Source organism: Bacillus sp. PK6-025, from assembly GCF_056530265.1.
Map to the genome: position 1 here is coordinate 1400343 of NZ_CP096509.1, position 13238 is coordinate 1413580.

Genomic DNA, 13238 nt, shown 5'->3' on the forward strand with positions numbered 1-13238 from the left:
GTTTTTGCGGAAAAAAGTATTGGAAGTCGAGAATCTGCATGTTTCATTTACGACATACGGCGGCACGGTCAAAGCCGTCCGCGGCGTGAGCTTTGAGTTATATGAGGGGGAGACGTTTGCGATTGTCGGTGAGTCGGGATGCGGAAAAAGCGTGACATCGCAAAGCATCATGCAGCTTTTGCCGAAGTTTTCGGCAACGATCACAGACGGTGCGGTCCGCTTTAAGGGAAAAGACTTGCGCCATCTGTCCGAAAAAGAGATGAGAAAGATCAGAGGGGCCGAAATCTCAATGATCTTCCAGGATCCGATGACAGCCCTGAATCCGACCTTGACCGTCGGAGACCAGTTGACAGAAGCGCTTTTGGAACATCGGCCCGTGTCTAAAACAGACGCTCGAAAAGCGGTCATTTCGATGCTTGAGCTCGTCGGGATTCCGAATCCGAAAGAGCGTTTGAGGCAGTATCCGCATCAATTCAGCGGCGGGATGAGGCAACGGATCGTGATCGCCATGGCGCTCATCTGTGAACCGGAGATTCTGATTGCGGATGAACCGACGACCGCGCTCGATGTTACCATTCAGGCGCAAATTCTTGAGCTGTTTAAAGACATTCAGCGGAAAACCGGTGTATCCATCATTTTAATCACCCATGATTTAGGTGTAGTCGCACAGACGGCGGACAGAATCGCCGTGATGTACGCTGGGAAAATAGCGGAAACGGGAGCGAGGAGGGATATTTTTTACCGTCCGCAGCATCCGTATACAAAAGGCTTGCTGCATTCCGTTCCGAGGCTTGACCTTGAAGGTGGAGACCTCGTTCCGATTGACGGGACGCCGCCAGATTTGTTTTCTCCGCCTGAAGGGTGTCCGTTTACGGCGCGCTGTTCCTATGCAATGGAAGTATGCGGCAAGGTTTATCCTGCCGTTGCAGAAGTCTCGGCGGGGCATCGTGTGTGCTGCTGGCTTCAGGATGAAAGGGCGAAACGGGCTCTGCTGACAACATAATCATGAAATCGATTTTCAATGGGGGGATTTGATGAAAAGGCTAGCGAGCGTATTGGCTGCCGCAGTTGCGGTCATTCTGCTGTTCGGATGTACGGCAAATGAACAGGCTGGGCAGGAAACGAAGAAGAAAGCGAAAGAAACGGCTGGAGAACAAGTCCTGAGGCTGAACAATGAAAATGAACCGACATCTTTCGATCCGCCGATCGGCTTTAATAATGTCTCATGGCAGGCGCTGAACAATCTGATGGAAGGTTTGACTAGGCTTGGCGCAGACCATGAACCGGAAGCGGCGTCCGCCGAAAAGTGGAACATTTCCGACGATGGGAAGACATATACTTTTACAATCCGTGATGATGCCAAATGGTCGAACGGAGACCCTTTAACCGCTGGGGATTTTGAATATGCGTGGAAGCGTCTGCTCGATCCGAAAACGGGCTCTTCCGCCGCGTTTTTAGGCTACTTTATCGAAGGCGGCGAGGCCTTTAACAGCGGAAAAGGTGCGAAGGATGATGTCAAAGTCAAAGCGGAGGATGAAAAAACGCTTAAGGTGACACTCGAAAGTCCGCAGCAGTCGTTTTTAAGCATTGTAGCCAATCCGGCTTTTTTCCCGGTTCCTCAGAAAATCGCCGAAAAAAATCCGAAATGGCATGAAGAAGCTGCTACATTTGTCGGCAACGGTCCGTTTAAACTGACAGAATGGAAGCATGATGAAAGCTTTACGATGGTAAAGAGCGATACGTATTGGGACCGGGATACTGTGAAGCTTGATAAAGTGACATGGGCGATGGTCGATGACAGAAATACCGACTACCAAATGTTCGAGTCGAATGAGCTCGATACGGCTTATGTCCCGGCTGAAATGAGCGAGAAGCTGATAGGTTCTGACGAGGTGAAGGTGTTCGATCAGGCAGGTCTTTACTATTACAGATTCAATGTCAATAAAGAACCGTTCCAGAATGAAAAGATCAGAAAAGCGTTTGCGATGGCCGTCGATCAGCAGGAAATCGTCGATTATGTCACAAAAAATGGTGAAAAACCGGCCCGCGGGTTTGTGTCTTCGGGAATCAAAGGGCCGAACGGCAAGGATTTTCGCGAGGAAGGCGGCGATTTGCTCAAATATGACGCCGATGAAGCGAAACAGCTGCTCGAAAAAGGCATGAAGGAAGAAAACTACGAAAAGCTGCCCGCCGTTACGCTGACATACAGCACAAAACCGGAGCATAAAAAAATGGCGGAAGCGATTCAACAGAAGCTGAAAAGTACCCTCGGCGTCGATGTGAAGCTCGCCAATATGGAATGGAATACATTCCTTGAAGAACAGAAGGCGCTCAAATTTCAATTTTCCCAAAGCTCTTTTCTGGCTGATTATGCGGATCCGATCAACTTCCTGGAAAGCTTTCAAACGGGTAACGCAATGAACAGAACCGGCTGGAGCAATTCAGAGTATGACGAACTGATCAAGGCGGCGAAAAATGAAGCTGATGAAGAAAAACGCACAGAGCTGCTGCATCAGGCTGAAGAACTGCTGTTTGAAGGGATGCCGATCATACCGATCCACTTCTATAATCAAGTCCATTTGGAAAAGGAGAATGTGAAAGGCATCGTCCGTCATCCGGTCGGCTACATTGAACTGAAATGGGCCGAAAAAACGTCATGATCAAACTTGTCCGTCTGCCACTTTCTTTGTGCACGCCACCGCACAGAGGCGGGCGGACTTTTCATAAAGGGGGATGTCTCAGTTGAATATTGCGCCTCAAAGATTAATGCAGGGAGATACAGTCGGTGTGATTGCGCCGGCCAGTCCGCCCGTCCCCGAAAAGCTTGACCGCGCCGTCCGGTTTTTAAAAGAACTCGGGCTTGAAGTCAAAGTGGGACGTTCAGCCATTGAAAGACACGGCTATTTGGCGGGGAACGATGAAGAGCGCTTGGAGGATCTGCACGACATGTTTGAAGACCGTTCGGTCAAAGCTGTCATCTGTGCCTGCGGAGGTTACGGCACGGCGAGGATTGCCGAGAACATTGACTACCGACTCATCAAAAGCCGCCCGAAAATTTTTTGGGGCTATTCAGACATCACTTTTTTACATACAGCGATCAGGCAAAACACCGGACTTATTACATTTCACGGTCCGATGCTCAGTTCGGACATCGGCAAAGAAGACGTGCATCCGCTCACCCGGCGCTCCTTCCGGCAGCTGTTTCAAAAAATGACGCTCACCTATACAGAGGAGCTGTCGCCTTTGGAAACGCTCGGAAACGGTGCGGCGAAAGGGGAGCTCGTCGGCGGAAACCTCGCTCTTCTGGCGACGACGCTCGGTACGCCTTATGAAATTGATACGAAAGGAAAGCTTTTATTTATCGAGGATGTCGATGAAGAGCCTTACCGAATTGACCGGATGCTGAATCAATTGAAAATGGCCGGGAAATTATCGGACGCCGTCGGCATCCTGCTGTGCGATTTTCATAACTGCTCCCCGAAAAAACGCGGTGAGTCACTTACATTAAAAGAAGTTTTCCAAGATTATATCGCCGCTGCAGGAAAACCGGCGCTGTCAGGCTTTAACATCGGCCATTGTTCACCGAATATCGCCGTTCCGGTGGGGGCGCAAGCCGTCCTTGACGCCGACAAAAAACAGCTTACGATCGATCCGGGAATTTCTTGATGGAAAAAGGAGGCTGCTATGAAGATTGCCGAAATGACGACAAACCGTATCGCCGTGCCGCTGAAAAAACCGTTTAAAACAGCGCTTCGAACCGTCCGCACAGCGGAAGCCGTCATTGTCAAATTAACGGCTGAGAACGGGATGACAGGCTGGGGCGAAGCGCCTCCGACTGCCGTCATTACCGGTGAGACGCTTGACAGTATTGAGGGGGCAGTCAACACGATATTCGCACCGGCGCTCTCCGGGCGCAACTTGCGAATGGCGGAGGCGATATTTCATGACATCGACAAGCTGATTGTTGGAAATACAAGCGCAAAGGCCGCTGTAGAAACAGCCGTCTACGATTGCTTGGCGCAGCTTTGCGGTCTTCCCCTGTATCAATTGCTGGGCGGATACAGGCGGGAGATCGAGACGGATTTTACTGTCAGCGTCAATGACCCGGAAGAAATGGGGAAAGACGCGGCCCGTTATGTAAAAGATGGGTTTCGTACGCTCAAAATTAAAGTAGGAAAAAACGACATGGCAACAGACCTCGAACGGATCAGGGAAATCCGCAAACAAGCGGGGGCCGCTGTCCGGATCCGTGTGGACGCCAATCAAAGCTGGACGGCGAAACAGGCTGTCAAAGCCATTCGGAAAATGGAGGATGAGGGGCTTTCGATCGAGCTTGTCGAACAGCCGGTCCACCGGTGCGATCTCGAAGGCTTGAAACAGGTGACAGATGCTGTCGATACGCCGATTATGGCGGACGAAAGCGTGTTTACCCCAAGGGATGCTTTTCACGTGCTGAAAACGAGAAGCGCCGATCTCATCAATATTAAACTGATGAAAGCGGGCGGCATCAGCCAGGCGTTGAAAATCAACGCCATGGCAGAAGCGTGCGGAGTGGAATGCATGGCCGGAAGCATGATCGAAACAAGGGTCGGCATCACAGCAGCCGTCCACTTCGCAGCAAGCCAGAAAAATGTGACAAAATTCGATTTTGATGCGCCGCTCATGCTGAAGAAGGATATTGTTGAAGGCGGCATCCGTTATCATGGAGGAACGATCACGATACCGGATGCTCCCGGACTCGGTATCACGAAAGTCAACCATTGAGAGGGGGAAGACGAATGAGCCTTTATACGACAACCGTCTCGGTCGCCAACGTCTGGACCAGTCCGGAAGCACCGCGCCGCATTGACCGGTTGATGCTGGCAAATCCCGTACATGTAAGAAGCTGGCTTGACGCAATGTCCTTCGATGAGCGTCTTGAGCTGTGTACGGCAAACCTTGTTCAAACACAGGTGCTTTTCGGAGAAGATGTGCAGCTTATAAAAGAGCGGGAAGGCTGGGCTTTCGTCATCATTCCCGGGCAGCCGTCTGCAAAAGACGAACGCGGCTACCCGGGCTGGATACCAAAGGAATGCCTGGCCGAAAAAAGCCCGGCGAAGTCTGAGACAAGCGCCGTCATTCAAAAACCGACGGCTTTTCTATATGATGACAAGAAAATGAAAGTTCTTGAGCTGAGCTTTCTCACTAAGCTGCCCGTTTTGTCTTCGGACGGCATTTGGTTTGAGGTTGATACACCGCTCGGACGCAGATGGCTGAAAAAAGAAGATGCGGATATCGAAACACCTGTAAAAGGCAGTGGAGACGACATCGTTCAAACCGGTGAGGCGTTTTTGAACCTGCCCTATCTTTGGGGAGGAATGAGCGGTTTTGGCTACGATTGCTCAGGATTTGTCTTCAATATGCTGAAGGCGAACGGCTGCTCAGCGCCGCGCGATGCCGGCGATCAGGCGAACAGCGGAAAAGAGGTGTCCTTCAGCAGCCCGAAGCGGGGCGATCTACTGTTTTTCGCATATGAAGAAGGCAAAGGGCGGGTTCACCATGTCGGCATTTACTGCGGAAACGGAGAGATGCTGCACTCTCCAAAAACGGGAAAATCGATTGAGGTCATACCTCTTAAAGGCACAATTTATGAAAAAGAGCTGTGTGCCATCAGGCGCTATTTTTAATTAAAACGGGGGGATTGGCATGCAAACCGGCGCTTTATTGAAAGTAAGCCGTCTCAAAATGCACTTTGACGCCGGAAGGGGCAAAACGGTCAAAGCGGTCGACGGCATTTCATTTGATATTAAAGAAGGAGAGACGTTCGGACTCGTCGGAGAATCGGGCTGCGGCAAGTCGACTTCCGGAAGGGTGCTGATGCGCCTTTATCAGCCGACAGAGGGCGAGGTTACATATCGGGGAAAAAACATCCACAATTTGAGCGATGATGAATCATTCCAGTACAACCGCAAAATTCAAATGATTTTTCAAGACCCCTATGCTTCACTAAATCCGAGGCTAACGGTCAGGGAGATTATGACAGAGCCCATGGAAATCCACGGCCTGTACGGAGGGAAAAAGGCGCGTCTTGAAAAAGCGGACGAGCTTCTGGAAGCAGTCGGCCTGCACAAAAGCTTTGCCAATCGCTATCCCCATGAGTTCAGCGGCGGACAGAGGCAAAGAATCGGCATCGCCAGGGCGCTTGCGCTTGAGCCTGAATTTATCGTTGCTGATGAGCCGATATCCGCACTTGATGTCTCCGTCCAGGCGCAAGTCGTCAACCTTTTGAAAAAGCTGCAAAAGGAAAAAGGGCTCACGTTTTTATTTATCGCCCACGATCTTTCCATGGTGAAGCACATCAGCGACCGGATCGGCGTCATGTATCTCGGGCACATGGTCGAGATCACCGACAGCGGCCGGCTTTATCAAGAACCGCTGCATCCTTACACCCAGGCGCTTTTATCGGCTATCCCGATTCCCGATCCGGATGTGGAAGATAAGCGGAAACGAATCATACTGAAAGGCGAGCTGCCAAGTCCGATCGATCCGCCGAGCGGCTGCGTTTTCAGAACGAGATGTCCCGCCGCGACGGACATTTGCACCGCCAAAAAACCGCTCTTAAAAGAAGCCGATGACGGTCATTTTGTCGCCTGCCATCTGTATGACGGCGACGCGAGAAAAGAGGACGACGGCCTGAAGGTGACGCTGCAGGCGAGGTGAATATAGAAAGAAGGAGCCCTTGTTACAGGGCTCCTCAGTTTGCCGGCGACTTTTCAGAATCGCTCAGCCGCTCATGCCAAATGAAACAAGGATCAGGCGCCGCCTTGGTGACATCCGGTAGAAGTACGCTCAATCGGCAATGTACAGCATCTGAAAGACCCGCCGGATTTTATGATCTCGGATAAGTCGATTTCGATGACCGTATAGCCCCTTTTTCTGAGCTCCTGATTCACGTGGCGGTTAACAGGCAGGCTGATGACGGTTTTATTGCCGATGGACAGAACGTTTGTACCGAGTTGGAACTGTTCATCATCCGTAATTTCGATCATCTCATAGCGTTTTTTCAAGACGCCGTATTCTCTTTCTCCTAAGGCTTTTGGATAGACAAGCGCTTCTGTCGGCGAAAGAATGTTGAAGACGCAATCCAGATGAAGGAACGTTTCTTCAAACGGAACCGGTATGACTTCATAAGAGGGAAGCCTGCGCTTCAGCTCTTGGACGGCCGAGAACGTCGTTCTGTGGCTGATGCCGGCATATATGGTATTTTGGTCGACGAGGATGTCGCCGCCTTCGATTTGATAGCCTTCATTAAATGCGGCCCAGGAGATCTGTTCTTTTGCCAGCCATTCCTGCAGGACGTTTTCTTCGCCCTGGCGGATGTCGGCTGATAGCTGTGCGGAAAACACAGTGTCTCCGATCGTAAACCCGATATCGCGCGTGAAAACCTGTTCCGGAAATTGGCTTAAAGCAGGCAGAATCACGACTTCAATACCCCGGCTCTCCAATTCTTTTATCAATGTATGATGCTGGCGGACGGCCAGCGTTTTATCGATATTATCTTTTTGAAAATACTTTTGTGTTTCATTGATCACTTCTGCAATCTCCATATATTCCGGTCTGCATAACACCACTTTTTTTAAGATGTCGTATTCGCTTGTACAGCCCGCCCCGCGGTTTTTTTTCGATAATGCTGAGTCCATTTTGATTCCCCCGTCCTCTCTTTAGTCATTTCATTATTCCCTTCCCGCAGCGAGAAATAAACCTTTTAGCCAGAAAATCTGACAGTCAGCCGGATAAAAAAGTTTAGACAAATGAATTCTAATAGTGTTTAATATAGAAAAAATCCACTTTACAAACGCATCTTAGTAGACATCAAAGGAGTAATGGATGATGAATGGACCTGAAAAGAGATACTGCAAAGAATCAAAAGTTGTCAAAACAAGCAGGGTATTTCCGCTTGATACGAACAATCACAACACCTTGTTCGGCGGCAAGCTGATGAGCTATATCGACGATATCGCTTCGATTTCGGCAGCGAGACACTCGAGGTGTGAAACCGTGACAGCTTCCATGGATTCCGTCGATTTTCTCGAACCGATCCGCCAGGAGGATTCAGTCTGCCTTGAATCTTATGTGACATGGGTCGGCAGAACGTCAATGGAGGTATTCGTCAAAGTCATTAAAGAGCATTTGCTGACAGGCGAACGAAAGCTTGCGGCGACATCCTTTTTAACCTTCGTGGCGCTTGATCAGGACGGCAATCCTCAGGCCGTTCCCCAAGTTGTACCGCAGTCTGAAGAAGAAATCATGCTGCACCAGACCGCCCGGCAGCGCGCCGAAGAACGGAAAAACCATCGCAAACACAGCAAAGCGCTGGCCCAGGCGCTGGCTGTTGACAAACCTTGGTAAACATACGAACAAAACCCCGGCTCAGCATCAGTTTGCCGGGGTTTTGCTGTGCAATGAATACACAACCCAATATTTGTTCAAAATAAATGACAAAAAACGGAAAGAAGTTTTGGGTGAAATGCTTGAATTTGTATGGACTTTTTTAGCCAAGCCTGCTTTAGTGTTCTCTATAGCTTATATTCTTTTCCGAATCGCAGGGAAGAAAGCCGTTTCGCAAATGACGAACTTCGACCTTTTGCTGACATTTGCGATTGGAACGATCATCAGCGAACCGATTCTTACTTCTAAAATTTCAATGTCCATTTATTACGCACTTACCTTTCTGATCTTCTATTTGTTGATTGAAAAGCTGTCATTACACAATAAATGGCGCTGGTTTCTTGTCGTCAGTCCGACCGTGCTGATCCGAAACGGCAATATTGATGAAGGGGGATTAAAAAGAGAGCGGCTGACCGTCAATGAACTGCTCGGCAAATTGCGCGAAAAAGGCTATGCCGATCCGAAAGATATCGATATCGCCCTGATTGAAGAATCGGGCCAGATCAGCGTGATTCCCAAATCGGAAGCGAGGCCTGTACAGCCGCGAGACCTCAGCTTGGAGACGAAGCGGAATTTCGTGCCGATTCCGCTTATTTTAGACGGCGAAATTATCGAACACAATTTAAAATACTTGAAAAGAACGAAAGAATGGCTGTTTCAAAAATTAGAGGATAAAGGGATTGAGCAAGCGATGCTGCCAACCATTACGCTCGGCACCTTGAACGAAAAAAATGAAATTATGATTGATAGGGAAGATCCCGGCAGCCCGTTAACTGATGATCCATATCTTTATAAACCGGGGCAAGACCATTAATTTTCGCCGAATAGGCGATTTTTTTATTTTGTACTATTTCAGAAAAATATTAAGAGTCTGTTCTTTTCTTCATCCGTAAAATGAAACAGGGCATTTGTCACGAAAGTTGAAAATGGTGTCACAAAAAATAGGAGGAAAATATGTTGTTTTCTGTATTTTTATAGCATATATTAGTTTTTGTGAAAAAATTTTGATGGTAGGTGCAATTGATGAAAAGGTTTTTTAGTGTAATGATTTTGGGTGCCCTGCTGCTGCTCGGCACTTCTGTGCCAATCGAAGCGGCAGACTACGGACGCGACGTCCTCGGCTCAAAAGACGGCTGGGGCGCTTATGGAAAAGGAACGACCGGAGGCGCTGACGCTTCTTCTGATCAGGTATATACGGTCAAAAACCGCAAGCAGCTTGTTGAGGCATTAGGGGGAGACAATAAAAAGAACAGCGAAAATGATACGCCGAAGATCATCTATGTGAAGGGAACAATCAATCTTAGTGTTGATGATGACAACAATCCTTTAGGCTATGAAGATTATAAAGACCCTGAATATTCGATCGAAGCGTATCTCAAAGCTTATGATCCGAAGGAATGGGGGAAAAAGGAGCCGTCAGGAAAGCTTGAAGAGGCAAGGCTCCGCTCCAAAGACAATCAGAGGGAGCGTGTCTTGATCAGAGTCGGTTCAAACACGACGATAATCGGGCTCGGAGATGATGCGAAAATCGTCGGCGGAGGCCTTTATGTCAAAAACGCGGAAAACATCATTATCCGCAATATCGAATTCGAAAACGCGTACGATTTCTTCCCTGGCTGGGATCCGACGGATGGGAGCAGCGGAAACTGGAATTCAGAATATGACAACCTGCTGATTGAAATGTCCAAAAATATTTGGATCGACCACTGCTCATTCAATGACGGAGATCAGCCTGATGAGCTGAACGAAACGTATTTCGGGCGTGAATTCCAGCATCACGACGGACTGCTGGATATCAAAAAGCAGTCGGATTTTATTACGGTATCCTACAGCATATTTTCAGGACATTCTAAAAACACGATTATCGGATCAAGCGACAGCTACAAAGCAGACAACGGTCATTTAAGGGTGACATTCCACCACAATCTCTACGAAAATATAAAAGAGCGGGCACCGCGCGTCCGCTACGGAAAAGTGCACATTTACAACAACTATTTTAAAAGCACGAAAGACAGCTACAATTATTCATGGGGTGTAGGCTATTCTTCAAAAATTTATGCTGAGGACAACTACTTCGACCTGCCGGAAGGAACGAAGCCTCAAAAATTGATGAAGGTCTTTAAAGGTGACGCTTTATATGAAAAAGATACGGTCGTAAACAACCAAAAAAGCGTCGCAAAAATCGATGTTGTCAGCACATACAACAAAGCAAACCATGCGTCTGTCAAAAAATCGGCCGGCTGGAAGCCGACGCTGTTTGAAAAAATCGACGACGCAGAAGATGTGCCGACAATCGTTGAAGCGCAGGCAGGCGCAGGAAAACTGAAGTAATATACGCAAAGCGGACATGGTGTCCGCTTTTTTTGTTCGGGTATCTTGCAATACAAAATACCATATGTTATGATTCATCTATCTTGTATTGCAAGATACATAAAAGAGGTGGCTTATGAGTTCAACGCAAATGCTGAAAGGGATTTTAGAAGGATGTCTGCTTGCTGTCATATCCGAAGGGGAGATATACGGCTATGAAATGACAAAGGTGCTTGCGGGATATGGTTTTTCGGATATCAGCGAAGGAAGCATCTATCCGATTCTCCTGCGCATGCAAAAGGAAAAATGGGTGGAGACCGAACTAAAACGGTCGGCGAGCGGCCCGAAGAGAAAATATTACAGACTGACGCCCCTTGGCGAAGCGGAGCTTCGATCGTTCATCGGGCGTTGGAAGGCATTATCCGGGAACGTCAATGCGCTGCTCGAAAAAAAACTGAAGGAGAAGTGAAATCGTGCTATCAAAAGACATGCAAAACGTATTGGAAGACATGAGATTGTATTTAATGTCTGTAGGAAAAAGCGACAAAGAAATCGAAGGGATCATGAATGAGCTGACCGTTCATGCCTTGGAAGGGGAAAAGGAAGGAAAAACCGTCCGGCAAATTTTTGGGGATTCTCCCAAGTCATATGTTCAAGCGCTGTCAAAAGAGCTTTCATCAAGGCCGGGGGAGATCGCCAAGTTGTTCTTTGCCATTTTGATCGGCGCGATATCCTATTTTATATTCAGTGACGCCGTGAACGACAGCCTCAATTATTCGGTCTATGTACTGGCAGGCTATCCGCTTTATATTTTGCTGGCAGCGGCTATGTTACCGCTGTTGGGCCGCGTTTCAGCGTTTAAAGGGAAGAAAACGGCCTTCATGTATACGGTGATGTACACCGCTTTGACGTTTTTTCCGATTTTGGCGATTATTTTTATTGATCGGCAATTCGGGACACCTGTTCTTTCGTTTGACGGGGGAAGCCGCTGGCTCATTATGGCTCTGTCGTTTCTCGTGATCGTACTTTTGTCTTTCAGGTTGAAAGCTGCAGCCTTGTCCATATTGCCGCTGCTTTTAGCCGGAACGCATTTTTTGTTTCAGTATATGAAGTGGGATTCAGCTGGAGCTATGATGGCAGAGACTTATATTCCCTACATCGGGCTGTTGCTCGTCATGTTCATTGAGACAAAGCGTGCCAAAAATACGGCTCAATATGAATGAAATACGGAAGAGCATGATATTTTTTAAGGTAAAGACTCTTGCCTTTTGGCGATCACAATGTTTATGATCAGAGCATGAAAGGTGGCCGATATATGGATATGATGTGGGGCTATGTACTCGTCTTTATTTTGGCTGCGATTCCGTGGTTTGAAGTGATCGGTGTCGTGCCGCTAGCGATCGTTGCCGGGCTTAAACCGGTTCCGTCCGCTATTATCGCACTATTCGGAAATCTGTTAACCGTACTGCTGCTTATTTTTTTAATTGACAAAGTGAAGGCGTGGCTTGAAAGAAAACGCGGGGAGCGGGGAACGGAGACCGATAAGCTCTCAAAAAGGAAAAGCAGAGCGAAAAAAATATGGCTGACCTACGGCATCCCGGGCCTTTCTTTCGTCGGACCTTTCTTTATCGGCTCCCACTTAACCGCGTTTATGTGCATGGGCTTCGGGGCCAAGCGAAGGCAAACGGCGCTCTGGATGACGGGGAGTCTCACGGTATGGACAGCGGTGTCGGCTGTCGCCGCCTACTACGGTTTCAGTTTCCTCGCTCCTGAAAATGAAGGGCTGCTGAAAAATATCTTTAAACAAGAGGAGTGAAGTTATGCCGTTTTTAAAGGATTTATCTCCAGTTGAAGAGATGGCGCCGACAGTCGGGGTGCTTTTTTCGGCGGTCAATGAAAACATCGAACGGCTGAAATCAATCGTCTCCGGCATCAGCCGGGAGGAGCTGGAATATAAAGGGGAGCATGGCGACAAAAACAGCATCGCCCAGCTGATCTATCATTTAATCAATGTCGATATTCGCTGGGTATACAGGCTGAAGGGAAGCGGATTTCCCAGAGAGCTGGAAGAGAAATACGGGCCGATGACAGATGAAAACGGACGTTTGCCTGAGGTAAAAGGCTTACCCTTATCCGTGTTAATCGAGTGGTATGACGAGGTGCTGGAGATGTTGAAGTGCACCGTTAAAGGCTTCTCGGAAACAGACTTGTTGAAGAAGGTTCCGTATGAGGGAGGGTTTTCGACCATCCGCTGGGGAATCTGGCATATGTCTGATCATAACCGCTATCACCAAGCGCATATCCAGGCCTGCTTAGGGGAGTACCGCAAGCAAAACAGTTGATTTTTTCGAATGATTTGGTATGATGCTAATTAGCAAACTTCATAGCGTTAAAGTTTTCTAGGGTTCCGCACATTCGGATGTGGTCTGGTCCGAGAGAAAACACATATGATTTGTTCATATGCACACGGAGGGATAAAAGCCCGGGAGTATCGTTTTCAT

The 13238-nt window shown here is 48.4% G+C and carries 14 protein-coding genes and 1 riboswitch; of the genes, 13 read left to right on the top strand and 1 reads right to left on the bottom strand.

Annotated elements, in window-relative coordinates; all coding sequences use genetic code 11:
• The first annotated feature begins 4 nt into the window (after positions 1–4).
• The 6 genes from M1D67_RS07110 (at position 5) to M1D67_RS07135 (ending at position 6699) form a co-directional block, all read left to right on the top strand.
• Positions 5–1003 carry an ABC transporter ATP-binding protein gene (locus M1D67_RS07110; RefSeq protein WP_023856765.1) on the top strand — a complete coding sequence of 333 codons (999 nt, stop codon included), beginning with the start codon at positions 5–7 and terminating at the stop codon, positions 1001–1003.
• A gap of 31 nt (positions 1004–1034) precedes the next feature.
• Positions 1035–2660: a peptide ABC transporter substrate-binding protein gene (locus tag M1D67_RS07115; RefSeq protein ID WP_023856766.1), complete on the top strand. Its 1626-nt coding sequence runs from the start codon at positions 1035–1037 to the stop codon at positions 2658–2660.
• A 73-nt stretch (positions 2661–2733) separates the two neighbouring features.
• The gene (locus M1D67_RS07120; RefSeq protein WP_224066966.1) at positions 2734–3666 is read left to right on the top strand and encodes a S66 peptidase family protein; all 933 of its coding nucleotides are present in this window, start codon (positions 2734–2736) and stop codon (positions 3664–3666) included.
• An 18-nt stretch (positions 3667–3684) separates the two neighbouring features.
• Positions 3685–4764 (top strand): mandelate racemase/muconate lactonizing enzyme family protein, encoded by a 1080-nt coding sequence (locus M1D67_RS07125; RefSeq protein ID WP_059231329.1) that lies wholly within the window; start codon positions 3685–3687, stop codon positions 4762–4764.
• 14 nt (positions 4765–4778) lie between these two features.
• A complete protein-coding gene (locus M1D67_RS07130) occupies positions 4779–5666 on the top strand; it encodes a C40 family peptidase (RefSeq protein ID WP_059231328.1) in 888 nt (295 codons plus the stop codon).
• A 19-nt stretch (positions 5667–5685) separates the two neighbouring features.
• Positions 5686–6699 (top strand): ABC transporter ATP-binding protein, encoded by a 1014-nt coding sequence (locus M1D67_RS07135; protein ID WP_105979000.1) that lies wholly within the window; start codon positions 5686–5688, stop codon positions 6697–6699.
• Between the two features lie 92 nt (positions 6700–6791).
• Here the strand turns inward: M1D67_RS07135 and M1D67_RS07140 are convergent, their stop codons facing one another.
• On the bottom strand, positions 6792–7679 hold the full coding sequence (locus M1D67_RS07140) for a dimethylarginine dimethylaminohydrolase family protein (protein WP_224066968.1): 888 nt from the start codon (positions 7677–7679) through the stop codon (positions 6792–6794).
• Between the two features lie 190 nt (positions 7680–7869).
• Between M1D67_RS07140 and M1D67_RS07145 the strand changes: the two genes are divergently transcribed.
• From M1D67_RS07145 to M1D67_RS07175, 7 genes are all read left to right on the top strand, one after another.
• The gene (locus tag M1D67_RS07145) at positions 7870–8388 is read left to right on the top strand and encodes an acyl-CoA thioesterase (RefSeq protein ID WP_023856769.1); all 519 of its coding nucleotides are present in this window, start codon (positions 7870–7872) and stop codon (positions 8386–8388) included.
• Between the two features lie 118 nt (positions 8389–8506).
• Positions 8507–9241 (top strand): DUF421 domain-containing protein, encoded by a 735-nt coding sequence (locus M1D67_RS07150; RefSeq protein ID WP_224067355.1) that lies wholly within the window; start codon positions 8507–8509, stop codon positions 9239–9241.
• A gap of 209 nt (positions 9242–9450) precedes the next feature.
• Positions 9451–10758 (top strand): pectate lyase family protein, encoded by a 1308-nt coding sequence (locus tag M1D67_RS07155; protein ID WP_479831705.1) that lies wholly within the window; start codon positions 9451–9453, stop codon positions 10756–10758.
• A gap of 115 nt (positions 10759–10873) precedes the next feature.
• Complete coding sequence (locus tag M1D67_RS07160) at positions 10874–11206, top strand: PadR family transcriptional regulator (protein ID WP_020451091.1); 333 nt, start codon at positions 10874–10876, stop codon at positions 11204–11206.
• A 4-nt stretch (positions 11207–11210) separates the two neighbouring features.
• Positions 11211–11960, top strand: a complete 750-nt coding sequence (locus tag M1D67_RS07165) for a DUF1129 domain-containing protein (protein WP_479831706.1) — start codon at positions 11211–11213, stop codon at positions 11958–11960.
• 92 nt (positions 11961–12052) lie between these two features.
• Positions 12053–12553 carry a small multi-drug export protein gene (locus M1D67_RS07170; RefSeq protein WP_026579828.1) on the top strand — a complete coding sequence of 167 codons (501 nt, stop codon included), beginning with the start codon at positions 12053–12055 and terminating at the stop codon, positions 12551–12553.
• Between the two features lie 4 nt (positions 12554–12557).
• A complete protein-coding gene (locus tag M1D67_RS07175) occupies positions 12558–13079 on the top strand; it encodes a DinB family protein (RefSeq protein WP_479831707.1) in 522 nt (173 codons plus the stop codon).
• A gap of 46 nt (positions 13080–13125) precedes the next feature.
• Positions 13126–13228: riboswitch (guanidine-I (ykkC/yxkD leader) on the top strand.
• The last annotated feature ends 10 nt before the right edge of the window (positions 13229–13238 follow it).